20 protein-coding genes are annotated in these 21,273 nt (G+C 72.8%); 8 read left to right on the top strand and 12 right to left on the bottom strand.

The genetic code is table 11. The features are described from left to right. Positions 1-207: 207 nt before the first annotated feature. Entirely contained in the window at positions 208-1,221 is a 1,014-nt protein-coding gene (locus ACIQWA_RS02280; protein WP_402477027.1) for an ROK family protein, read from the bottom strand. 249 nt (positions 1,222-1,470) lie between these two features. Between ACIQWA_RS02280 and ACIQWA_RS02275 the strand changes: the two genes are divergently transcribed. The 5 genes from ACIQWA_RS02275 (at position 1,471) to ACIQWA_RS02255 (ending at position 6,105) form a co-directional block, all read left to right on the top strand. Then, positions 1,471-2,343 carry an SIS domain-containing protein gene (locus ACIQWA_RS02275; RefSeq protein ID WP_402477024.1) on the top strand — a complete coding sequence of 291 codons (873 nt, stop codon included), beginning with the start codon at positions 1,471-1,473 and terminating at the stop codon, positions 2,341-2,343. Positions 2,344-2,383: 40 nt separating this feature from the next. Further along, positions 2,384-3,316 (top strand): 1-phosphofructokinase family hexose kinase, encoded by a 933-nt coding sequence (locus ACIQWA_RS02270; protein ID WP_402477022.1) that lies wholly within the window; start codon positions 2,384-2,386, stop codon positions 3,314-3,316. Then, a complete protein-coding gene (locus ACIQWA_RS02265) occupies positions 3,307-4,155 on the top strand; it encodes a ketose-bisphosphate aldolase (RefSeq protein ID WP_402477020.1) in 849 nt (282 codons plus the stop codon). The genes ACIQWA_RS02270 and ACIQWA_RS02265 overlap by 10 nt, the downstream gene beginning before the upstream one ends. 53 nt (positions 4,156-4,208) lie before the next feature. Next, complete coding sequence (locus tag ACIQWA_RS02260; protein ID WP_402477017.1) at positions 4,209-4,967, top strand: DeoR/GlpR family DNA-binding transcription regulator; 759 nt, start codon at positions 4,209-4,211, stop codon at positions 4,965-4,967. Between the two features lie 532 nt (positions 4,968-5,499). Next, complete coding sequence (locus tag ACIQWA_RS02255; protein ID WP_402477015.1) at positions 5,500-6,105, top strand: hypothetical protein; 606 nt, start codon at positions 5,500-5,502, stop codon at positions 6,103-6,105. Between the two features lie 31 nt (positions 6,106-6,136). On the opposite strand, the gene ACIQWA_RS02250 is transcribed toward ACIQWA_RS02255, so the two are convergent. The 11 genes from ACIQWA_RS02250 to ACIQWA_RS02200 all read right to left on the bottom strand — a co-directional run bounded on the left by ACIQWA_RS02250 (position 6,137) and on the right by ACIQWA_RS02200 (position 17,024). Further along, positions 6,137-7,831 (bottom strand): sigma-70 family RNA polymerase sigma factor, encoded by a 1,695-nt coding sequence (locus ACIQWA_RS02250; protein ID WP_402477013.1) that lies wholly within the window; start codon positions 7,829-7,831, stop codon positions 6,137-6,139. Positions 7,832-8,277: 446 nt separating this feature from the next. After that, on the bottom strand, positions 8,278-8,973 hold the full coding sequence (locus ACIQWA_RS02245; RefSeq protein ID WP_360230600.1) for a FadR/GntR family transcriptional regulator: 696 nt from the start codon (positions 8,971-8,973) through the stop codon (positions 8,278-8,280). Between the two features lie 73 nt (positions 8,974-9,046). Beyond that, positions 9,047-9,898 carry an amidohydrolase family protein gene (locus tag ACIQWA_RS02240; RefSeq protein WP_402477011.1) on the bottom strand — a complete coding sequence of 284 codons (852 nt, stop codon included), beginning with the start codon at positions 9,896-9,898 and terminating at the stop codon, positions 9,047-9,049. Continuing rightward, the gene (locus tag ACIQWA_RS02235) at positions 9,895-10,206 is read right to left on the bottom strand and encodes an L-rhamnose mutarotase (protein ID WP_402477008.1); all 312 of its coding nucleotides are present in this window, start codon (positions 10,204-10,206) and stop codon (positions 9,895-9,897) included. Before ACIQWA_RS02235 ends, ACIQWA_RS02240 begins: the two co-directional genes overlap by 4 nt. After that, positions 10,203-10,862: a lactate utilization protein C gene (locus tag ACIQWA_RS02230; RefSeq protein ID WP_402477005.1), complete on the bottom strand. Its 660-nt coding sequence runs from the start codon at positions 10,860-10,862 to the stop codon at positions 10,203-10,205. Before ACIQWA_RS02230 ends, ACIQWA_RS02235 begins: the two co-directional genes overlap by 4 nt. Beyond that, positions 10,859-12,340 (bottom strand): LutB/LldF family L-lactate oxidation iron-sulfur protein, encoded by a 1,482-nt coding sequence (locus ACIQWA_RS02225; protein WP_402477003.1) that lies wholly within the window; start codon positions 12,338-12,340, stop codon positions 10,859-10,861. The genes ACIQWA_RS02230 and ACIQWA_RS02225 overlap by 4 nt, the downstream gene beginning before the upstream one ends. Continuing rightward, complete coding sequence (locus tag ACIQWA_RS02220; protein ID WP_402477001.1) at positions 12,337-13,077, bottom strand: (Fe-S)-binding protein; 741 nt, start codon at positions 13,075-13,077, stop codon at positions 12,337-12,339. The genes ACIQWA_RS02225 and ACIQWA_RS02220 overlap by 4 nt, the downstream gene beginning before the upstream one ends. Then, positions 13,077-14,066: an aldo/keto reductase gene (locus ACIQWA_RS02215; protein WP_402476998.1), complete on the bottom strand. Its 990-nt coding sequence runs from the start codon at positions 14,064-14,066 to the stop codon at positions 13,077-13,079. The genes ACIQWA_RS02220 and ACIQWA_RS02215 overlap by 1 nt, the downstream gene beginning before the upstream one ends. Beyond that, entirely contained in the window at positions 14,063-14,824 is a 762-nt protein-coding gene (locus ACIQWA_RS02210; RefSeq protein WP_402476996.1) for an SDR family NAD(P)-dependent oxidoreductase, read from the bottom strand. The genes ACIQWA_RS02215 and ACIQWA_RS02210 overlap by 4 nt, the downstream gene beginning before the upstream one ends. Continuing rightward, a complete protein-coding gene (locus tag ACIQWA_RS02205; RefSeq protein WP_402476994.1) occupies positions 14,821-16,161 on the bottom strand; it encodes an L-fuconate dehydratase in 1,341 nt (446 codons plus the stop codon). The genes ACIQWA_RS02210 and ACIQWA_RS02205 overlap by 4 nt, the downstream gene beginning before the upstream one ends. Positions 16,162-16,172: 11 nt before the next feature. After that, complete coding sequence (locus tag ACIQWA_RS02200; protein ID WP_402476992.1) at positions 16,173-17,024, bottom strand: fumarylacetoacetate hydrolase family protein; 852 nt, start codon at positions 17,022-17,024, stop codon at positions 16,173-16,175. A gap of 389 nt (positions 17,025-17,413) precedes the next feature. Between ACIQWA_RS02200 and ACIQWA_RS02195 the strand changes: the two genes are divergently transcribed. The 3 genes from ACIQWA_RS02195 (at position 17,414) to ACIQWA_RS02185 (ending at position 21,166) form a co-directional block, all read left to right on the top strand. Further along, complete coding sequence (locus tag ACIQWA_RS02195; protein WP_402476990.1) at positions 17,414-18,466, top strand: sugar ABC transporter substrate-binding protein; 1,053 nt, start codon at positions 17,414-17,416, stop codon at positions 18,464-18,466. Between the two features lie 83 nt (positions 18,467-18,549). Beyond that, positions 18,550-20,151 (top strand): sugar ABC transporter ATP-binding protein, encoded by a 1,602-nt coding sequence (locus ACIQWA_RS02190; RefSeq protein ID WP_402476987.1) that lies wholly within the window; start codon positions 18,550-18,552, stop codon positions 20,149-20,151. Further along, positions 20,135-21,166 (top strand): ABC transporter permease, encoded by a 1,032-nt coding sequence (locus ACIQWA_RS02185; protein WP_402476984.1) that lies wholly within the window; start codon positions 20,135-20,137, stop codon positions 21,164-21,166. Before ACIQWA_RS02190 ends, ACIQWA_RS02185 begins: the two co-directional genes overlap by 17 nt. The last annotated feature ends 107 nt before the right edge of the window (positions 21,167-21,273 follow it).

Genomic DNA, 21,273 nt, shown 5'->3' with positions numbered 1-21,273 from the left:
GCGGCTCCAACCGGACTGACGGGTCGGATGGCGGCACCGGTGCGGTCGTACGGGTGGTGCGCGGTGCTCCGGACCCGGTCCGGGTGTCGATGGCCGGTCGAGGGTGGTGATCGACCGGGCTGGTGGGGCGGGTCCGACCCGCCCCGGGGAGGCGTCGTGAGGGACGCCGGGCCTCAGGACGTGTCGGGCCTCAGGGCGCGTCGGGCCTCAGGACGCCTCGGGGTCGTCGGCGAGGCCGGGGTGGGCTCCCCGTGCGCACACGTCGTCCAGGGCGAGGACGATCGCGCCGTGCAGGGAGGCGTCCCGGCGGAACCGGGCGACCTTGAGCTCGGTGGGGAAGGGCAGGGCGTCGGCCAGCAGGCGCTCGAGTGCGGGGAGGATCTCGGCGGCGGCGGACATCATTCCGCCGCCGAGGACGATGCGGGCGGGGTCGACGAGGGCGGCCATGTTGGCGAGCGCCGTCGCGAGGACGGTGAGTGTCCGGTGGGCCAGCGCCCGTGCGGCGGGGTCGGTGCTGCGGAAGAGGTCGCCGCCGGTGGCGGTCCCGCCGAGGAGTTCCTTGGCGCGTTCGGCCAGTTGCCTGCCGCCGAGGAGTTCCTCGAGCGGGGCACGGCCGGTTGCGACGGCGTTCAGCGGTGCGTCGCCGGGGTTGACGTAGGCGATCTCGCCGGCCGCCTGGTTGGCGCCGTACACGATGCGTCCGCCGACGGCCAGCGCGGCCGCGAGCCCGGTGCCGAGGTTGATGTAGAGGCCGGGGTCGACGTCGCGCAGTTCGCCGAGGCGAAGTTCGGCGAGTGCGCCGGCCCGGACGTCGTTGGCGACGGGGACGGTCGGGACACCGAACTCCTCGGCGAGGCGCGCGGACAGGGCGAGCTCCTCCCAGCCGGGCAGGTTGGGGGTGAGCAGGATGCGGTGGGACTGGATGATGCCCGGTGCGACAGCGGCGTGGGCGGTGACCGGTGCGTTGAAGCGGGTCTCGGATTCGAGGGCCAGTTGCCGGACGGCCTCGGCGGCGCGCCCGAGGGCTTGGTCGGGTCCTTGCTCGGCGAGTGTCGCCAGCCGTTTGCGGACGAGGATCGTCCCGTGCGGGTCGGCGAGGGCGAGTTCGGTCTTGGTGCCACCGAAGTCGATGCCGATGACCGTGTGGGCCGGTCGGGCGTCGGCCGTCCCGGGGGCCGGGCGGTGGTGGGTGTGGGGGTGCAACGGCGTCTCTGTCAGCATCCGAGGGGTTCTCTCGTGCGGGCTCCGGGTCGGCTGCGGGCTGGCAGGCCGACCGAACCCGCTGTCCGGGGGCAGGAGGGGGCACCGAGGGTTCGGCTCGGTCCTAATAAGTTAAATTCCTTTATTCCATCGGGTCAAGGCCTGGCGCGGAGCCGGGTGATGCCTGCATGATGATGCTCATAGCTGCTCTGATGCATTAGGAAATGCGCAAGTATGAGCAACCCTCCTCGACCGCCCATGGAGGCCGTCATGAGTCATGTCCAGCAGGAGATCGCCAGCCAGCCCGAGCACTGGCGCACGGCACTGGAGGCGAACGCCGCCGACCTGCCGCCGGCGGGGGAGCGGGTGGCGGTGATCGGCTGCGGCACCTCGCTCTACATCGCCCAGGCCTACGCGTCGCTGCGCGAGGGGGCCGGGCTCGGCGAGACCGATGCCTTCGCGGCCTCCGAGTACCCGGCCGCACGCCGCTACGACCGGGTGGTCGCCATCACCCGCTCCGGCACGACGACCGAGGTGCTCAGCGCCCTCGGCCGCGCCGACGGCGTGGCCACCGTCGCGATCACCGGGGACGTCGCCACGCCGATCAGCACGGCCGCCCGGTCCGTGGTGGACCTGGGCTACGCCGACGAGAAGTCGGTGGTGCAGACCCGGTTCGCCACCACCGTGCTCGCCCTGCTCCGCGGCCACCTCGGACTGGCCCCCGACGACCTGCCCGCCGACGGCGAGCGGGCGTTGGCCGAGCCGCTGCCGGAGGGTGCCACCGCCGCGACCCAGTTCACCTTCCTCGGTGCCGGCTGGACCGTCGGGCTCGCCCACGAGGCAGCGCTCAAGCTCCGCGAGGCATCGGGAAGTTGGACCGAGTCCTACCCCGCGATGGAGTACCGGCACGGTCCGATCAGCGTCACCGGTCCGGACAGCCTGGTGTGGTTCTTCGGCCGGCCCCCGGCCGGGCTCGTGGACCAGGTGCGCCTCACCGGCGCCAAGGTTTCGGTCAGCACCCTGGACCCGATGGCCGACCTGATCCGGGCCCAACGCCTCGCCGTCGACCTGGCCGGGCTGCGCGGTCTCGACCCCGACCGGCCGCGCAACCTCACCCGCTCGATCGTGCTGGCCCAGCCGTGACCGAGCCGATGGGCGGTCGAGCGCACGGGAGGGGCCTGTCGTGATCCTCACCGTCACCCTCAACGCGGCGCTGGACATCACCTACCACCTCGACCGGCTGCGCCCGCACCGGAGCAACCGGGTGCGTTCGGTGGTCCAGCGCGCCGGCGGCAAGGGGGTCAACGTCTCCCGCGTGCTGCACGCCCTGGGGCAGCCCACGGCCGTCACCGGCCTGGCCGGTGGTCCGACCGGCGAGGCGCTGCGCAGCGAGCTCGCATCGGCGGGCCTGGCCGACCGGTTGGTACCGATCGCGGACGAGAGCCGCCGGACGGTGACGGTCGTGGACGAGCTGGCCGGTGACGCCACGATCCTGCTCGAACCCGGGCCGCTGGTCAGCACGGGGGAGTGGGACCGGTTCCTGGACCGGCTCGACACCCTGCTGCCCGCGGCGCAGGCGGTGGTGTTCTCCGGCAGTCTCCCCAGGGGAGTGCCGGCCGATGCCTACGCCGAACTGGTCCTGCTCGCCCACACCCACGGAGTGCCGGCCGTGGTGGACGCGGACGGACCAGCCCTGCGGGCCTCGCTGGCGGCGAAGCCGGCGCTGGTCAAGCCCAACGCGGACGAACTCGCGGCGGTGACGGGGCTGCGGGATCCCGTCCGCGCCGCCCACGCCCTGCAGGGCGCGGGCGCGAAGTCGGTGGTCGCCTCGCTCGGGCCCGACGGCCTCATCGCCGTGACACCGGACGGAAGTTGGCAGGCCTGCGTACCCGAGCGGCTGTTCGGGAACCCGACCGGTGCCGGGGACGCGGCCGTGGCCGCGCTCACCCTCGGCCTGGTGACCGGCGCGTCCTGGCCGGACCGGTTGGCGGAGGCCGTCGCGCTCTCCGCCGCCGCCGTCGCCGCCCCGTTGGCCGGCGACTTCGACCCCGTCGTCCGCGCGGGGCTGCTACCGCTCGTGGAGATCCAACCCTTGAGGAGCCTGCTATGCCCCTGACCCCGACCGGTGACATCGTCGCAGCGGCGGTGTCCGCGAACCAGGGTGTCGGTGCGTTCAACGTCATCCAGCTCGAACACGCCGAGGCCATCGTCTCGGGCGCCGAGGGGGCCGGTTGCCCGGTGGTCCTCCAGCTCAGTGAGAACGCCGTCCGCTATCACGGGGCACTGGCCCCGGTGGGTGCCGCGGTCCTGGCGGTGGCCCGGGCGGCCGCCGTCCCGGTCGCGGTGCACCTGGACCATGCGACGGCGCCCGAACTGGTCGAGGAGGCCGTCCGGCTCGGTTTCACCTCCGTGATGTTCGATGCCTCGGTGCTGGAGTACGAGGAGAACGTCCGGGCCACGGCGGAGGTGGTGGCGCGCTGCCACGCGGCGGAGGTCTGGGTGGAGGCGGAGCTGGGCGAGGTCGGCGGCAAGGACGGTGTGCACGCGCCGGGTGCGCGGACCGAGCCCGGCGAAGCGGCCGCGTTCGTGGCCGCGACCGGCATCGACGCGCTCGCGGTCGCGGTCGGCACCTCGCACGCCATGACCACCCGGGACGCCGAGCTCGACTTCGACCTGATCGCCGAACTGCGCGCTGCCGTGCCGGTGCCGCTGGTGCTGCACGGCTCCTCCGGCGTGGCCGACGAGCACCTGACCCGCGCCGTCGAGTGCGGTATGACGAAGATCAACATCGCCACCCACCTCAACCAGGTCTTCACCGCTGCCGTCCGGCAGGCCCTCGCGGGGAGCGGCGAACTGGTCGACACCCGCCGCTATCTCGGCCCCGGCCGGGCGGCGACGGCCGCCGAGGTCGCCCGGCTGCTCCCGGTGTTGAAGGCCCCGGCTCTGACGGTCTAGACCATCGGGTGGTCACTGTGTACGGGCAGCGGCTGGAGGGTTGACTTTCCATCATGCTCAAAGCTGATCGCGTGGTCCGGATCCTGTCGCACGTCACCGAGGCCGGGAGCGCGGATGTGCACGCGCTCTCGGAACTGCTCGAAGTCTCGGCCTCGACGATCCGCCGGGACCTCCAGGGGCTGCACGACCGAGGCCTGCTCCACCGCACCCGCGGTGGCGCGTCCACGGGGGCGGTGACCCTCGAACGGTCGCTGCGGCAGCGGAGCGAGCACCGGCAGGAGGAGAAGCGGCGGATCGGCCTCGCGGCCGCCGAACTGGTTCCCGAGGGCGCCGTGGTCGGTCTGACGGGTGGGACCACCACGGTCGAGCTGGCCCGTGCCCTGGCCGACCGCACCGGGATCACCGTGGTCACCAACGCCGTGAACATCGCCGCCGAACTGATCGTGCGCCCGGCGATCCGCCTGGTGGTCATCGGGGGACTCGCCCGATCGGCGAGCTACGAGCTGGTCGGTCCGGCGGCGGACCGGATGCTCTCGCACTACCACCTCGACCTGTCGTTCATCGGGGTGGACGGCCTGACCGCCCAGGAGGGATGCACGACACACGACGAGATGGAGGCCGAGGCCGACCGGGCGCTGCTCCGGAGGAGCGGGCGCTCGGTCGTCCTCGCGGACAGCACCAAGATCGGCAGGGTGACCTTCGCCTCGATCTGCCCGTTGTCCGAGGTCCACGCGCTGGTGACGGACGACGGGTTGGACACCGACCGGGCGGGGGCCGTCTCGGGCTGCGGACTGGAGATCATCCGCGCCTGACGGGGCGCCTGGGGTCGCCTGACGGGGCGTCCGCCGGCCGCTCCGGTGCGGCTCCCGGTGCGGCTCCCGGCACCGCGCCGAGGTCAGGCCGGCGGACCGGGGTGACCCGCAGCACGCGTGCGGCCGGTTCGGCCGTCGTGGGGAGGGGGAGCACGATCCACCGCACCGGTGCCCAGATCTGGCAGCCCCGGCCGGACGGCGCCCTGCTCAACCCCCGGTCCAACCGCTGCCTCGACATCCCCGCGGGCAGGCGCCGGGTGCTCGGTCCGGCGCCTGCCCGGCCGGTCCGCGGATGATCGACGCCGGTGCTCATCAGAACCTCAGGTTCTCCGTGGCACCCTGAGCGCGTGCGTGCCGTACGGCTCGCACCGGAGGGCGGGCTCCGGCGTGGGGCCCGGCCCACGGGCTGCCGCCGGTGCCGGTGGCAACGCTGCCGGCGCCACTGGGCGCGGACGGCCGTCCTACCGGTACCGGCCCGGACCGGGCGCCCCCTCCTGACCATTCGGACAGTGCGCGGAAGACGGGCAGGACCATGGCGGCGGATCAACGGCAGCAACTCCAGCGCGGGTACTTCCTCCAGGAGGCCGCGGCACTCCAGCGCGCCAACGCCGGCGGCAGCCGGTACCTGGCACGGATCGCTTTCCCCTCCGCCGAGGACTCGGACGGAGCCCCCCTCGCCCTGGTCACCACGGTGAGTCCGAAGGCGGGAGCGCCGGTGCTGCTGCCGACCACGGCGACCCGGCACGACCTGCATGTGGCCCTCGCCCGTGAAGGCGGATGGGCCGCCCCGGACCCGAGGCCGCTGACCCGGTTCCCGGTGACCGGGGAGGCGCCACCACTGCTGGTCTACGCCGACCTGCTCGAGGACATCGGCGACCTCCTGTTCACGCTCACCGGCTACCCCAGCGATGTCGGCCGTCCGGACGTGGTGGCCCGCCTGGATGCCGTCGGCCTCATCGGTGAGACCACCGCGGTGGTCGAGGTGTCCGCCCTCGGCGCGGTCCACCGGGTCAGCATCCCGCTGGACTCCGGAATCCCGCTGGTGGCCGTGCCGTTGGAGATCGCCGAGCACCTGCTGACGGTTGATCCGTCCGTCGACGGGGCTCCCGCAGTCGAGTGGGAGTACCCCGTCGGCTGATGCCGACGGGGTACGGACGTTCCCCGGCGCGTCAGCGCGAGAAGTCCTGGGTCATCCAGACCCTTCCGGAGTCGTCCCGGACGATCGAGATGCCGACGTGACGGAACGAGCAGTCGAGGATGTTCCGGCGGTGTCCGTCCTCGGGCGCCTTCTCGGCGAGCATGGCGTTCGTCAGGCCGACGGCCGTCCCGCCGATCGTTCCCGGTGCGTCGGCCACCGGTCCGCCGCTGCCGATGTTCTCGCCGGTCGCCGGCCCCCGGGCGCCGAGGTGCGGCTCGCCCGGGCAGGTGTGGTTCAGCCCGCAGCCGGAGAGCATCGCCCGGCTGTGCCCGTCGGCGCTCCGGTTCAGCGCGGTGGTGCGGTGCAGGGCCGGCAGGCCGTGGTCGGCGCGTGCCCGGTTGATGACGGCGAGTACCTGTTCCGCGGCTTCGGCTGCCCCGGCGGGGCCGCCTGTGGAGGACGCCGCCGAGGGGGTGGCCGTCGACGGAGCGGTCGACGCGGTGGGCGTTGCCGGAGCGGTCGAGGCGGCGGCCGGGGATGCCTTCCGGGAAGGTGCCGCTGACGCGGACGGGGTCGGCGAGGCGGACGGGGGCGCCGACACGGACGGAGTCGGCGACGTCGCCGGGGAGGCAACGGCCCCCGCTCCGGTGGGTGAGGCGGAGAGCTGCCCGACCGTGGCGGCCGCCACGGGGACGGACGGCGGGCCGGCCGACGGCGAGGCGGTGGCGTCCGCCGCCGCCGGCGAAGGGGAGGCGGCAGGGGTCGCCGCGGACCGGATCGTCGGATTCCCGGTGTCCGGCCTGAACACGGCCGCCGTGCCGCCGATCGCGGTGACGGCCACGACGGCCGCGGCGACCTTCGTCCTCCAGTGGTCGTGCCGGGCCTTCGGCTTGCGGTGGGAGGCCCGGCGGGGTGCCTGCGGCGGTCCGGCGGGGAAGCCGGGCAGCTTCGACGTCACCTTGCCGACCAGGCCGACGGGCAGCGGAACCAGCGCCAGCCCGGCCAGCAGCCCCTCGACGGGGACCAGGTCACTGGCGGTGTTCCGGCAGCGGTCGCAGCTCTGGGTGTGGCGGGCGAGGCGTTTGCGCCAGAGCGGTCCGGGAACGCCGGGCCAGTCGGCCGTGACGGCCGTGAGTCCCGGGCAGCGCGGGGTGGCGGCCAGCGCGCGGACGATGCCGCGCGCCGTGTCGAGCTGCTTCTTCATCCGGCCGATCCGCACGGTGACCGCGTGCGCGTTCGCACCGGTCGCGGCGACGAGGTCGGCCCGGCTCAACTGGTCCGACTCGACCAGCCACCAGAGCGACAGCAGGTCCCGGTGGTCGTCGTCCAGCCAGGCGGCGGCCCGGGCGGTCTCCTGCCGCTGCCCGGTCAGCCGCAGCTTCCAGACCGTCAGTTCGGCGAAGTCGGCGCGGGGGTCGGGGAGGGTGTCGAAGACGTCCAGGGGGTGCGGTTCGGTCTGCCGGGGCCGGTGGTGGCTGCGGACCTGGTTCATCGTGATGGCGACCAGCCAGGACCGGAAGGCCTCCGGATCGCGCAGGCCGGGAAGGCCGCGGACGACGTGGAGCATGACGTCCTGCACGGTGTCGTCGACCTCGGCGTCCTGGGTCAGCGCCCGGCCGACGATGTTGTACACCAGGGGGAGGTAGGCGGCGACGAGCTCTTCGAGGGCCGCCTTGTCACCGTCCCGGGCTGCCGTCACCAGGGTCGCGTCGACATCCGTGACCATCCGATCAGACTCCAGACTCGCGGGTTTTCGTAGGTCTCTTGAAGGGGAGACGGGCGACGGCCGCCGAAGTCACACAAACGTGCGCCGCCAGCGGTCGAACTGCGGTGAGGGTCCCGGACTCCGGCGGCGGGCGGGGCGGGAACCGCGGCCGGACGGATGGCAGCCGGCCTGAGCGGGACCGGTCGAAAAGGGAGGGGGCGCGGCGCGGCCCGGTCGCGTTTCCTGTCGTCGCCCGGCAGTTGCCGAACTCCGTCCGGTCGACCGACTGCCCTGCCGGCGAATAATAGTTAAATTACATTACCGGGCGAAGGGGGGCAATGTCCGCGGTCGCCGCTCACCTGCGGCCCCTGCCGCGGCCGCCCTTGGTGAGGGTCTGCCAGATGTCCTCGATCCGCCGGGCGCCTCGCCCCCCTGTCGGTGCCACCGGCGGGGGCGAGGCGGGCCGGTCAGCCGAGGGCCGAGCCCGCCGCGCCCAGGGTGCCGCGCAGCCACTGCTCGACCCCGCCGATGTGGACCGTCGTCCAGGCCTGGGCGAGGTCGGGTCGGCGGGCGGCGATGGCGTCGAGGATCGCCCGGTGCTGCTGGCGGGTGCGTTCGACGGCGCCCTCCTCCGTCAGGCCGCGCCAGATCCGGGCCCGGGCGGTCGGCCCGGAGATGCCGTCGAGCAGGGAGCCGAGCACCGCGTTCCCGGAGCCGGCCGCGAGCCTGCGGTGGAACTCCAGGTCGTTCTCGATCAACTCGTCGAGCGAGGCGTCGTCGCTCAGGCTCGCCAGCACGGTGCCGAGCTCGGCGATGTCCTCGTCCGACATCGCGCGCGCGGCCATGGCCGCGGCCGCCGGCTCCAGGATGCGGCGGACCTCCAGGAACTCCAGCACCGTGTCGTCCTGGTGGAAGTCGACGACGAAGCCCAGGGCGTCCAGGAGCAGATCGGGGGCCAGGCTCGTGACGTACGTGCCGTCGCCCTGGCGGACGTCGAGCACCCTGATCAGCGAGAGCGCCTTGACGGCCTCCCGCAGGGAGTTGCGCGAGAGGCCGAGCCGCTCGGCGAGGTCGGCCTCCTTCGGGAGCCTGGCGCCCGGGCTCAGCTCCCCGCTGACGATCATGGCCTTGATCTTCTCGATCGCCTCGTCGGTGACTGGCACAGCTCCGCCCCTCAAGTGGTCCGATGTCTCACCAGAATAGACCCGCCGTTCGACGGGGCGGGTCGGTGGCTGCTCAGAGGCCGTAGACGCGGGCCGCGTTGTCGTGGAACACCGCCTGCTGCTCGGCGGGGGACAGTTCGCCCGTGAGGCGGTCGGCGATCCGCAGGACCTCCGGGTAGCCGGCCTCCAGGGTGCACACCGGCCAGTCGGAGCCGAAGAGCAGCCGCTGCGGGCCGAAGGCGTCCAGGGCGGTGTCGGCGTAGGGCCTCAGATCCTCGGTCCGCCAGTGCCCCGGGGCCGCCTCGGTGACCAGGCCGGAGAGCTTGCAGACGGTGTTCGGGAGGGCGGCCAGGCGGCGCAGGTCCGCGGCCCAGGGGTCGATCGCGCCGGTGGCGATCGGAGGTTTGCCGAGATGGTCGAGCACGAAGGTGAGACCGGTGAGGCCGGCGGCGGCGAGTACGGCGGCCGGCAGCTGGTGCGGCCTGAGCACGAGGTCGTAGGCGAGGCCGGCGGCGGCGACGGCGAGCAGGCCCCGGCGTACGTCCGGTCGGAGCAGCCAGCGGGGATCGGGCTCCTCCTGGACCTGGTGGCGGATGCCGACCAGCTTGTCTCCACCCGGGAGCGCACGCAGCGCGGCGAGGGCATCGGCGACGTCCGGGGCGGTGAGGTCGGTCCAGCCGACGACCCCGGCCACCAGGCCGCTGCCGGCGGCGAGGGCGAGCAGCTCGGGCGTCTCCTCGGGGACGCAGACGGTCTGCACGGCGACGGTGCCGACCACGCCGGCGGCGCGGGCCTCGGCGGCGAGGTCGTCCGCGGTGAAGGAGCGGGCGAGCGGAGCGAGGGCCTCGCCGGTGATCCAGGGTTGCGGTCGCACCGTCAGGTCCCAGACGTGGTGGTGCGCGTCGATGATCCGTGGGGGCGTCACAGCTCCCACACCACCGGGAGCCCGGCCTCGGCGCCGGTCGCCGAGTAGTCGTGGACGACGTCGAGGAGCTCGGCCATCCTCGCCTGCCAGGCGAGGTTGACCGGGAGGTGTTCGAGTGCGGCGAGCAGGCGGGGGTAGTCCTCGCACTCGACGAGGTGGAACAGCTCGCAGCCGCTGCGCCAGATGCTCCAGGACGTGGCACCGGCCGCCCGGATGGCCGTGGTGAGCTCGGCCGGAACCTCGCGGTGGGCGGCCTCGTACTCCTCGATCCGGTCCTCTCGGACGCGGGTGTGCAGGGCGATCCTCATGGCTGCTCCGGACGGTCGGGGTGGGCGGAGTCGACGATGATGACGTCCAGGGTGCGGGGACCGTGGACCCCCTCCACCCGGTCGAGTTCGATGTCGCTGGTGGCGGACGGTCCCGAGACGAACGTCAGGGGGAGGGCGGGGTCGAGGCGGGCGAGGGCCGCGGGGACGTCCTCGGCGATCTGCTCGGCGCGGATGACGCACAGGTGGTAGTCCGGGACGAGGCTGAGGGCGCGCCGGCCCTGGCCGGGGCCGGTGTCGAGGACGACCGTCCCGGTGACGGCGATCCCGACGGCGGCGAGCGTGATCGCGCCGTCCAGCGCGTCGAGGGCGGGGACGTCCAGCGGTTCCCGGTGCCACTCCCAGCTGCCGCTCGGCAGCGACTCGGCGGGGAAGCCGTCCGGCAGGGCCAGGCGCAGGGCGCCGCGCCGGGTGAGGGCGACGGCGATGGCGTCGCGCAGCCCGGCCCGGTCCGTGCGGGTGACGGTGGCGCGGTAGTCGGCGACCCGTTCGGCGAAGAGGGCGACGGTGTCCTGACCGGGCTCGACGTGGCTGAGGCGGTAGTTCCGCGGGACGGGCACGTCGGTCGGGAGCTCGTCGGCCGGTACGTCGGCGAGGGCGCCGCGGATGCGGCCGAGGATGGCGTCGCGGCTGCTCATCGGTCACCTTCCCGGTTCTTGCGCCACCAGGTACGGAAGGACTCGGCGGGCGGGGCCGGGGTGTCGCGGGTGTCGGACCAGCCGTGCAGCGGCCCGGGCAGGCGGCGGATGCGGCCGCCCCGGGCGAGGGCGCGGCCGCCGAGCGACCCGGCCTGCTGGGCGGCGGAGAGCAACCGCGGGGAGTCGAGTACGGCGGCCGCGGCCTTCATCGCCACCGCCTCGGCGGTGGGCAGGCGTTTCGCGGCCCGCTCGGCCTCGACGGCCTCGGCCCGTAGGTGGAGCAGCAGTTCAGGGATGTCGATCTTGACCGGGCAGGCGTCGTAGCAGGCCCCGCACAGGGTGGAGGCGAACGGCAGGGAGGCCGCCTGCCCGACTCCGACCAGTTGCGGGGTGAGGACGGCGCCGATCGGGCCGGGGTAGACGGAGCCGTAGGCGTGGCCGCCGGTGCGCTCGAAGACCGGGCAGACGTTGAGGCAGGCGGAGCAGCGGATGCAGGCGAGGGCCTGGCGGCCGACGGTGTCGGCGAGGGTGTCGGTCCGGCCGTTGTCGAGGAGCACCAGGTGGAACTCGGAGGGGCCGTCCCCGTCGGTGGTACCGGTCCAGGTGGAGGTGTAGGGGTTCATCCGCTCGCCGGTGGAGGAGCGGGGCAGCAGCTGGAGGAACACCTCGAGGTCGGACCAGGTGGGGACGACCTTCTCGATGCCCATCACGGTGATCAGGGTCTGCGGGAGGGTCAGGCACATCCGGCCGTTGCCCTCGGATTCGACGACGACGACCGTGCCGGTGTCGGCGACGGCGAAGTTGGCGCCGGAGACCGCGACCTTGGCGCTGAGGAACTTCTCCCGCAGGTGGCGGCGGGCCGCCTCGGCGAGCTCGTGCGGGTCGTCACCGAGCCCGTCGGGAGCCGGTCGGCCCCAGTCGCCCATCCGGGCGACGAACAGGTCGCGGATCTCGGTGCGGTTGCGGTGGATCGCGGGGACCAGGATGTGCGAGGGGCGGTCGTCCCCGAGCTGGACGATGAGTTCGGCGAGGTCGGTCTCGTAGGCCGCTATCCCGGCTTCGGCGAGGTGCTCGTTGAGCCCGATCTCCTGGGTCGCCATGGACTTGACCTTCACCACCTCCCGCTCGCCGGTGGCCCGGACGAGTGCGGTGACGATGCGGTTGGCCTCGGCGGCGTCGGCGGCCCAGTGGACGGTGCCGCCCGCGGCGGTGACGGACCGCTCCAACTGCAGCAGGTACCGGTCGAGATGGCGGGAGGTGCGGGTCTTGATCGCGGCGGCCGCCGTCCGCAGCTCCTCCCAGTCGTCGAGCTCCGCGGCGACGGTGCGGCGCTTGTCGCGGATGGTGCCGGTGGCCCGTCGCAGGTTGGCGCGCAGCTGGGTGTCCTTGAGCGCGCTGCGGGCCGCGTCGGGGAAGGCGGGGGAGCCGAGCCACACGACGCCGCGGTCGGCGGGTTTGCGAGTGTGCGGGTCGCTCATCGCGGGGTTCCTTCGGTGGTGGCGAGGATCTCGGCCAGGTGCACGGTGCGCACCGTACTGCCTCGGCGGGAGAGTCCGCCGCCGATGTGCATCAGGCAGGAGTTGTCGGCCGCGCACAGGACCTCGGCGCCGGTCTCCAGGACGCCTGCGGCCTTGTCGGCGAGCATGGCGCCGGAGGTCTCGGCGTTCTTGACGGCGAAGGTGCCGCCGAAGCCGCAGCAGGAGTCGGCGGCCGGGAGGTCGACCAGGTCGATGTCCTTGACCGCGCGCAGCAGTCGCTGGGGGCGGTCGCCGAGCCGCAGGCCGCGCAGGGAGTGGCAGGTGGGGTGGTAGGTGACCCGGTGCGGGAAGCGGGCCCCGACGTCCGTGACGCCCAGGACGTCGGTCAGGAACTCGGTGAACTCGTGGACCCGGGGCACGAGTTCGGCCACCGTCCGGCGCAGGTCGTGGTGCCCGTACCGCTCGGCCAGCAGCGGGTGGTTGTCCCGGATCATGCCGGTGCAGGAGGCGGACGGGGTGACCACGGCGTCGTACTCGGCGAAGGTCCGGGCGAAGCGGGCGACGAGCGGGACGGCGTCCGGGCGGTAGCCGGTGTTGAAGTGCAGCTGTCCGCAGCAGGTCTGTTCCTGGGGGAACTCCACGGTGTGGCCGAGCCGTTCCAGGACGGTCACCACGGCCCGGCCGGTGTCGGGGAACATGGTGTCGGCGACGCAGGTGACGAACAGGGCGATGCGCATCAGCCCTCCTTCTCGGGGGTCGGGACGTCGACCGGGAGCAGTCCCCGTTCCTTGAGGTCCGCCCAGAGCGCGTCCGGGACGGGGCGGTCGAGCATAGCGGCGGCGTCCTCGACCTCGGCGGCGCTGCGGGTGCCGACCAGGACGCTCGTGACGCTCGGGTGCCCGAACGGGAAGCGCAGGGCGGCGGCCCGCAGCGGCACCCCGTGCCGCCCGCACGCCTCCTTCAACTGCAGGGCTCGACCGACGAGTTCCGCGGACGCGGTGCGGTAGTCGAAGGTGGCGCCGGGTTTCGGGTCGGCGAGCAGGCCGGAGTTGAAGACGCCGCCGACCACCACGGCGACCTGCCGTTCCTCGGCCAGCGGCAGGAGTTCGAGGAGTCCCCGTTGGTCGAGCAGGCTGTACCGGCCGGCCAGCAGGACCACGTCGAGGTCGGTCTCGCGGACGAAGCGGGCCGGCAGTTCGGTCCGGTTCATGCCGATGCCGATCGCGCCGAGCACGCCTTCGGCGCGCAGGCGTTCGAGTTCCGGGTAGGCCTGGTCGAGCGCCTGTTCGGCGTGGTCGTCGGGGTCGTGCAGGTAGGCGACGTCGATCCGGTCGAGGCCGAGCCGGTTCAGGCTGTCCTCGATCGAGCGGCGGACGCCCTCGGCGGTGAAGTCCCAACGGCGCCGGTGGTCGGCGGGGACGGCGAAGCCGTTGGCGAGGTCGTCGCCGGCCGTGGGAATCGGGTCCAGCAGGCGGCCGACCTTGGTGGACAGCACGTACTCGTGCCGGGGGAGGCCGCGCAGCGCGTCGCCCAGGCGTCGTTCGGAGAGACCGAGGCCGTAGTGCGGGGCGGTGTCGAAGTACCGGACGCCGCAGGCCCAGGCGGCGGCCACGGCCTCGGCGGCCTGCTCGTCGCCCACCGGTGTGAACAGGTTGCCGATCCCGGCGGCACCGAAGGCGAGCCGGCCGACTCGGACGGCCGTACGGCCGAGCGGGTGGAGGTTCACGCGGGGGGCTCCGGTCGCAGGCGCAGACCGGCCATGCCGCCGTCGACCGCGAGGGCGGTGCCGGTGACGCTGGCGGCGGCGGGGGAGGCGAGGTAGGCGATGGCGGCGGCGACCTCCTCGGCGGTGACCAGCCGTCCGGTGGGCTGGCGGGCGTTCAGGGCGGCGCGTTCGGCGGCCGGGTCGGCGGCCGCGTCGAGCAGCCGGCCGACCCAGGGGGTGTCGACGGTGCCGGGGTTGACGCAGTTGACCCGGATGCCCTCGCGGACGTGGTCGGCGGCCATGGCCAGGGTGAGCGACAGGACGGCGCCCTTGCTGGCGGAGTAGAGCGCGCGCTGCGGAAGCCCGGCGGTGGCGGCGATGGAGCAGGTGTTGACCACCGCGGCGTGGGCGGAGCGGCGCAGGTGGGGCAGGGCGGCGCGGGTGGTGCGGACGATGCCGAGGACGTTGACGTCCAGGACGCGGTGCCACTGCTCGTCCGGGTTGTCCTCGACGGTTCCGGCGGCGCCGATGCCGGCGTTGTTGACCAGGATGTCGATCCCGCCGAGCGTCTCGGCCGCCGCCCGGACGGCCTCGCGTACGGAGTGGTCGTCGGCGACGTCGGCGGTGAAGCCGTGCAGCGGGGCGTGGGCGCCGCCGGGGTCGAGGTCGAGGACGGCGACGTCGGCGCCGAGTTCGCTGAGCAGTTGGGCGGTGGCGAGTCCGATGCCGGAGGCGCCCCCGGTGACCAGCGCGGTGAGCCCGTCGAGGTCGGTCGTCATGCGTCCTCCTCCGTGTCCGGTCCGGCCAGGTCGGCCGCCCAGAAGGTGCCGTCGGGGTAGCGGTAGGTGTCGAGGGCGGCCTGGTGCATCGCGGCGGAGAAGCCGGGTGCGGTGGGCGCGCGGTAGTGGCCGTCGGTGATGACCACCGGGTCGAGGAAGTGCTGGTGGAGGTGGTCGACGTACTCGATGACGCGGTCCTCGGTGGTGCCGGTGAGCGCCACGTAGTCGAACATGGACAGGTGCTGGACGAGCTCGCACAGGCCCACGCCGCCGGCGTGCGGGCAGACCGGTACGCCGAACTTGGCGGCGAGCAGCAGGATGGCGAGGTTCTCGTTGACGCCGCCGACCCGCGCCGAGTCCAGCTGGAGGACGTCGATGGCGCCGGCCTGGAGCAACTGCTTGAAGACGATGCGGTTCTGCACGTGCTCGCCGGTGGCGACCTTGACCGGGTGGACGCCGCGCCGGACGGTGGCGTGGCCGAGGACGTCGTCGGGGCTGGTGGGCTCCTCGATCCAGTAGGGGTCGAACTGCCCCAGGGCCTTGGTCCACTCGATGGCCTCGGCGACGTTCCAGCGCTGGTTGGCGTCGATGGCCATCCGGATGTCGGGCCCGATGGCGGCGCGGGCGGCCCGGCAGCGGCGGATGTCGTCCGCCAGGTCGGCGCCGACCTTCAGCTTGATCTGGGTGAAACCGTCGGCGACGGCCTGCTGGGCGAGCCGGGTGAGCTTCTCGTCGGAGTAGCCCAGCCAGCCGGGGGAGGTGGTGTACGCGGGGTAGCCGCGGTGCAGCAGTTCGGCCGCCCGCCCGACCGCACCCTGCTTGCCCTTGGTCAGCAGTTCCAGGGCCTCGTCGGGCGTCAGCGCGTCCGTGAGGTAGCGGAAGTCGACCTGGGAGACCAGCCAGGCGGGGTCGGCGTCGGCGAGGAGCCGCCAGAGCGGCTTGCCCTCCCGCTTGGCCGCGAGGTCCCAGACGGCGTTGACGACGGCCCCGATGGCCATGTGCATCACGCCCTTCTCGGGGCCCAGCCAGCGCAGTTGGCTGTCGCCGACGAGGTCGCGGGAGAGCGAGCCGGGGTCGGCGCACAGCTCGGCGACCGGACGTCCGAGGACGTGCGGGCGCAGCGCGTCGATGGCGGCCACCTGGACCTCGTTGCCGCGGCCGATGGTGAAGGTGAAGCCGTGGCCCTGGTGGCCGCCCGCGGAGGTCCGCAGGACGACGTAGGCGGCGGAGTAGTCGGGGTCGGGATTCATGGCGTCGGACCCGTCCAGCTCCCGGGAGGTGGGGAAGCGGATGTCGTAGGTGTCGACGGCGGTGATCCGCGCGGCGGTTGCGGACAACGAAGTGCCTTTCACGCGTTGACGAAGGTCTGACGCTGGGTGCCGAGGCCGTCGATGGACAGCTCGACGGTGTCGCCCGCGCGCAGATAGGGGGTGCCGGGCAGGCCCAGGGCCACGCCGGCCGGGGTGCCGGTGTTGATGACGTCTCCGGGGCGCAGCACCATGTACTGGCTGAGGTACCAGACGACGTACCCGACGTCGAAGATCATGTTCTTCGTGTTGCCGCGCTGGCGGGTCTCGCCGTTCACGGCGAGGCGCAGGCCCAGCGCCCGGGGATCGCCGGCCTCGTCCGGGGTGACCAGCCAGGGTCCCAGCGGGTTGAAGGTCTCGCAGGACTTGCCGAGGTCCCACTGGGCGGAGTACTCCAGCTGGAACTCCCGCTCGGAGACGTCGTTGCTGATCGCGTACCCCGCGATGCACTCCGGGGCCTGCGCCGGGTCGGCGAGGTAGCGGGCCTCCCGGCCGATGACCACGGCGAGTTCCACCTCCCAGTCGGTCTTGACCGAGCCGCGCGGGATCAGCACCGGGTCGTCGGGGCCGACCACGGTGGACGGGTCCTTCATGAAGACCACCGGACGCTCGGGGACGGCGGCCCCGGTCTCCTCGGCGTGGTCGCGGTAGTTGAGGCCGATGCACACCACCTTGCCCGGCCGGGCGACGGGCGGACCGATCCGCCGGCCGGCCGGGTCGATGAGCGGCAGTGCACCCGCGGCCAGTGCCTCCCGGGCCCGGTCGAGTCCGCCGGAGGCGAGGAAGGGTCCGTCGATGTCGTCGGTCAGTTCCGAGAGGGCGTAGGCCTCGCCGTCCTCGCCGAGGACCGCCGGGACTTCCGCCCCCGGAGCGCCGATGCGCAGTAGCTTCATGCCGGGTCTCCTGTCGTCATTCCGGAGGTCGTCGCCCTCCACCGGCAATACATCGGATGAATCTGCCGGGCTCCGACCATACGAGCGGGAGTGGCGTCATCGCAAGGAGTCCTCGGGCGCCGGTCGCGGCGCCGAGCCGCCCGCTCTGCCATATGTGCAGGTCAGGGCGCAGGTCACAGATCTTTTCCCTGCGGGTTGGAAACCTTGATGTTACGGTTCGGAATCATCCGAGGTCTTCTCTTGTCAGCCTGAGGACAGCCTCGTAAGGTCCTCACTACCGCAAGCCATCCGATGACTGCGGGAGGTGTGATCCGCTCCTCCGTCGCGGACCGAACCGGTTCCCACCCAGTCCCCAGGACGCCGGCATCCCAGCCAAGGAGATCAGCACCATGAAGCTTCGCTCCTCCAGAATCGCGGCCACGGCCGCCACCGTGGTCGTCCTGGCGGGGTTCGCCACGGCCTGCAACCGCGGCAGCGACGCGACTACGTCCGCCTCGGGCGGCGGAAAGCCGGCGATCGGCGTCGACCTGCCCCGTGCGGACTCCGACTTCTGGAACTCCTACGCCCAGTACGTCAAGCAGGACGCCTCCTCCCAGGGCCTGAACACCCTGCCGGTCAGCAACTCGCAGAACGACGTGACCAAGCTGGTCGCCAACGTCCAGGTCTTCCAGAACACGGGCGCCAAGGCCGTCGTGATGGCTCCGCAGGACACCGGGGCGATCGCCTCCACCCTCGAGCAGCTGTCCGCCAAGAAGATCCCGGTGGTCAGTGTCGACACCCGCCCCGACAAGGGCAACGTCTACATGGTGGTGCGTGCCGACAACAAGGCCTACGGCACCAAGGCGTGCGAGTTCCTGGGCAAGCAGCTCGGCGGCAAGGGCAAGGTGGCCGAACTGCAGGGCGCGCTGAGCTCCATCAACGGGCGCGACCGCTCCGAGGCGTTCTCCGCCTGCATGAAGGAGAAGTTCCCCGGCATCGAGGTGATCGAGCTGGCCACCGAGTGGAAGGGGGACGTCGCCTCGGCGAAGCTCCAGTCCACGCTGGCCGCCAACGCCGACCTCGGCGGCATCTACCTGCAGGCCGGCGGAGTCTTCCTGCAGCCGACCCTGGCGCTGCTCCAGCAGAAGGGCCTGCTCAAGCCGGCCGGCCAGCCGGGCCACATCGCCATCGTCTCCAACGACGGCATCCCGCAGGAGTTCGACGCCATCCGCAAGGGCGACATCGACGCGACCGTCTCGCAGCCCGCCGACCTCTACGCCAAGTACGCGCTGTTCTACGCGCAGGCCGGTGCCGAGGGCAAGACCTTCCAGCCCGGCCCGACCGACCACCAGTCCACCGTCATCCAGCTGCCCAACGGCCTCGAGGACCAACTGCCCGCGCCCCTCGTCACCAAGGACAACGTCGACGACAAGAGCCTCTGGGGCAACAGCGTCAGCAAGTAGTCCCCCGGACCCCGTTGAGCGGCGGCCGGCACGGTTCCCGAGCCGCCACTCCCGGAAATCCCCCAGCGGAAAGGACATCCCCCATGGCGGACGCCAGCCCCGTCCGGGGCCCCGTCGTCGAGGCCGACGGGATCAGCAAGCGTTTCGGCGCCACCGTAGCCCTCAGCGACGCGCGCATCTCGGTCGCGCCCGGCGAGTCGCACGCCCTCGTCGGCCGGAACGGCGCGGGCAAGTCCACCCTCGTGTCGATCCTCACCGGCCTGCAGAACCCCGACACCGGCACCCTGCGCTTCAACGGCGAACCGGCACCGGCCCCCGGCGACACCGACGCCTGGCGCTCCAGGGTCGCCTGCGTCTACCAGCGCTCCATGATCATTCCCGCGCTGACCGTCGCCGAGAACCTGTTCTTGAACAGACACAGCTTGAACCGGCACAGCCTGAACCGGCACAGCTTGAACAGGCCGGGCGGCTCCGCGCTGCGCCCGATCAGCTGGAAGCAGCTGCGCCACCGCGCCGCCGAACTGCTCGCCGAGTACGGCGTGGACGTCGACCCCACCGCCCGCGCCGAGGAACTGACCGTCGAGCAGCGCCAGTTCGTCGAGATCGCCCGGGCCCTGTCCTTCGGGGCCCGCTTCATCATCCTGGACGAGCCCACCGCCAAGCTCGACGCCCGCGGCATCGAGCGGCTCTTCGACAAGCTGCGCGCACTGCAGGAGCAGGGCGTCGCCTTCCTGTTCATCTCCCACCACCTCCAGGAGGTCTACGACCTCTGCGCCACCGTCACGGTCTACCGCGACGCCCGGCACATCATCACCGCACCGGTCGCCGAACTGGACCAGCAGGCACTGGTGGAGGCGATGACGGGCGAGCGGGCAGGCGGCACCGAACCCGCGTGGTCGGTGCAGGGGCGGCGGCGCCCGGACGGCGACCCGCTGCTGGACGTCTGCGGCCTCACCCTGGCCGGCGCCTACGCGGACTTCTCCCTGACCGCGCGCCCCGGAGAGGTCGTGGGGCTGGCCGGGGCGGCCGCGAGCGGCAACGTCCAACTCGGTGAGACCCTCGCCGGCCTGCACCGGCCCGCCAGTGGCACGGTCACCGTCGCAGGCCGTCCGGTCCGTACCGGGCGGGTCCACGCGGCCCTCGCGGCCGGCATCGGCTTCGTCCCCGAGGACCGGCACGTCCAGGGCATCATCCCCCAGCGCAGCGTCGCCGAGAACGCCACCCTGACCGTCACCGACCAGCTCGGCCCCTTCGGCACGGTACTGCCCGCACGCACCCGGGCGTTCGCCGAGCGGATGATCAGGGACCTGGACATCAAGACGCCCGGTGCCTCCGCCCCGGTGTCGGCCCTGTCCGGCGGCAACCAGCAGAAGGTCGTGATCGCCCGGGCGCTGGCCACCGAACCGCACGTCCTGGTCGCGGTCCGGCCCACCAACGGCGTCGACATCAAGTCCAAGGAGTCCCTGCTCGGCACCGTGCGCGAGGTCGCCGAGGCCGGCAGGACCGCCCTGATCGTGTCGGACGAACTCGACGACCTGCGGGTCTGCGACCGGGTCCTGGCCATGTTCCACGGCCGCGTCGTCGCCGAGTTCGAACACGGTTGGAGCGACGAACAGCTGGTCGCAGCCATGGAGGGCGTGTCCGGCCCGACCGATACGAAGGAACCCCATGCCTCCCACCACTGAGCTCCGCCCCCACGCGGCCACCGCCGTCGCCGGTGGCGCCGAGCGCCGGTTCCAGCTCGCCCGCTACCGCGACCTCTCCCTCGTGCCGGTCCTGCTCGTGCTGGGCGTCATCGGCTTCATCGTCTCGCCCGCCTTCCTCACCTCCGACAACCTCCTCGGCGTCGGCCAGCAGGCCACCGAACTGAGCCTGCTGGTCCTCGCCGAGGCGCTCATCCTGATCGCCGGACGGATGGACCTCTCCCTGGAGTCCACCATCGGCGTCGCCCCGGTGATCGCCGTCTGGCTCGTCCTGCCCGACCACGGCGCCCGCTTCAACGGCCTCGGGCTGTTCCCCGAATGGACCGCCATCCCGCTGTGCCTGCTGGTCGGCGCGCTCATCGGCGCGATCAACGGCTTCCTGATCCTCAAGCTGCGCCTCAACGGCTTCATCGTCACCCTCGGCGCGCTCACCCTGCTGCGCGGCCTCCAAGTCGCCGTCTCCCAGGGCCAGTCCATCGTCAACGTGCCCGACTCCTTCCGCTACCTCGGCAGCGCGAGCTGGCTCGGCGTCCCGGCCGCGATCTGGATCTGCGCCCTGCTCTTCCTCGCCGGCGGCAGTGCGCTCGCCTGGCTGCGGCACGGCCGCGCCCTCTACGCGATCGGCGGCAACGCGGAGGCCGCCCGGGCGGCGGGCATCCGCGTCGACCGGATCGTCTGGGCCGTGCTGATCCTCGGCGGCCTGCTCGCGGCCTTCGCCGGCATCCTCTACACCGGCCACTACGGCTCCATCTCCGCCGACCAGGGCAACGGCTGGATCTTCCAGGTCTTCGCCGCCACCGTCATCGGCGGCGTCAGCCTCAACGGCGGCCGCGGCACCCTCTTCGGCGCCCTCACCGGTGTCCTCACCCTCCAGCTGGTGGTCAACGTCATGACCCTCGCCGGCGTGCCGCCCCTGTGGAACCAGTTCCTCAACGGCGCGATCATCATCATCGCGCTGATCATCTCCCGCTACGCCTCCGGCGAGAAACAGGAGTGACCGGTCCCACGACCTGAACCGCCGGAGCGGCGCCACCAGTCCATCGGGGAACTGGTCGCGCCGCTCCGGCCCTTTCTGGGTGGAGAGGGGGCGGGGGAGGGGCCGTC

It is taken from the genome of Kitasatospora sp. NPDC098652 (assembly GCF_044760155.1).
Lineage (GTDB): Bacteria > Actinomycetota > Actinomycetes > Streptomycetales > Streptomycetaceae > Kitasatospora.
Note: the sequence above shows the minus strand (reverse complement) of the source record. Positions and strands in the feature narration are given on the sequence as shown.

Bases quoted from the DNA above. Each gene is read 5' to 3' on its own strand.
- ACIQWA_RS02280 (WP_402477027.1), bottom strand. From the start codon at position 1,221: ATGCTGACAGAGACGCCGTTGCACCCCCACACCCACCACCGCCCGGCC.
- ACIQWA_RS02275 (WP_402477024.1), top strand. From the start codon at position 1,471: ATGAGTCATGTCCAGCAGGAGATCGCCAGCCAGCCCGAGCACTGGCGC.
- ACIQWA_RS02265 (WP_402477020.1), top strand. From the start codon at position 3,307: ATGCCCCTGACCCCGACCGGTGACATCGTCGCAGCGGCGGTGTCCGCG.
- ACIQWA_RS02260 (WP_402477017.1), top strand. From the start codon at position 4,209: ATGCTCAAAGCTGATCGCGTGGTCCGGATCCTGTCGCACGTCACCGAG.
- ACIQWA_RS02255 (WP_402477015.1), top strand. From the start codon at position 5,500: ATGGCGGCGGATCAACGGCAGCAACTCCAGCGCGGGTACTTCCTCCAG.
- ACIQWA_RS02250 (WP_402477013.1), bottom strand. From the start codon at position 7,831: ATGGTCACGGATGTCGACGCGACCCTGGTGACGGCAGCCCGGGACGGT.
- ACIQWA_RS02235 (WP_402477008.1), bottom strand. From the start codon at position 10,206: ATGAGGATCGCCCTGCACACCCGCGTCCGAGAGGACCGGATCGAGGAG.
- ACIQWA_RS02230 (WP_402477005.1), bottom strand. From the start codon at position 10,862: ATGAGCAGCCGCGACGCCATCCTCGGCCGCATCCGCGGCGCCCTCGCC.
- ACIQWA_RS02225 (WP_402477003.1), bottom strand. From the start codon at position 12,340: ATGAGCGACCCGCACACTCGCAAACCCGCCGACCGCGGCGTCGTGTGG.
- ACIQWA_RS02220 (WP_402477001.1), bottom strand. From the start codon at position 13,077: ATGCGCATCGCCCTGTTCGTCACCTGCGTCGCCGACACCATGTTCCCC.
- ACIQWA_RS02210 (WP_402476996.1), bottom strand. From the start codon at position 14,824: ATGACGACCGACCTCGACGGGCTCACCGCGCTGGTCACCGGGGGCGCC.
- ACIQWA_RS02200 (WP_402476992.1), bottom strand. From the start codon at position 17,024: ATGAAGCTACTGCGCATCGGCGCTCCGGGGGCGGAAGTCCCGGCGGTC.
- ACIQWA_RS02195 (WP_402476990.1), top strand. From the start codon at position 17,414: ATGAAGCTTCGCTCCTCCAGAATCGCGGCCACGGCCGCCACCGTGGTC.
- ACIQWA_RS02190 (WP_402476987.1), top strand. From the start codon at position 18,550: ATGGCGGACGCCAGCCCCGTCCGGGGCCCCGTCGTCGAGGCCGACGGG.
- ACIQWA_RS02185 (WP_402476984.1), top strand. From the start codon at position 20,135: ATGCCTCCCACCACTGAGCTCCGCCCCCACGCGGCCACCGCCGTCGCC.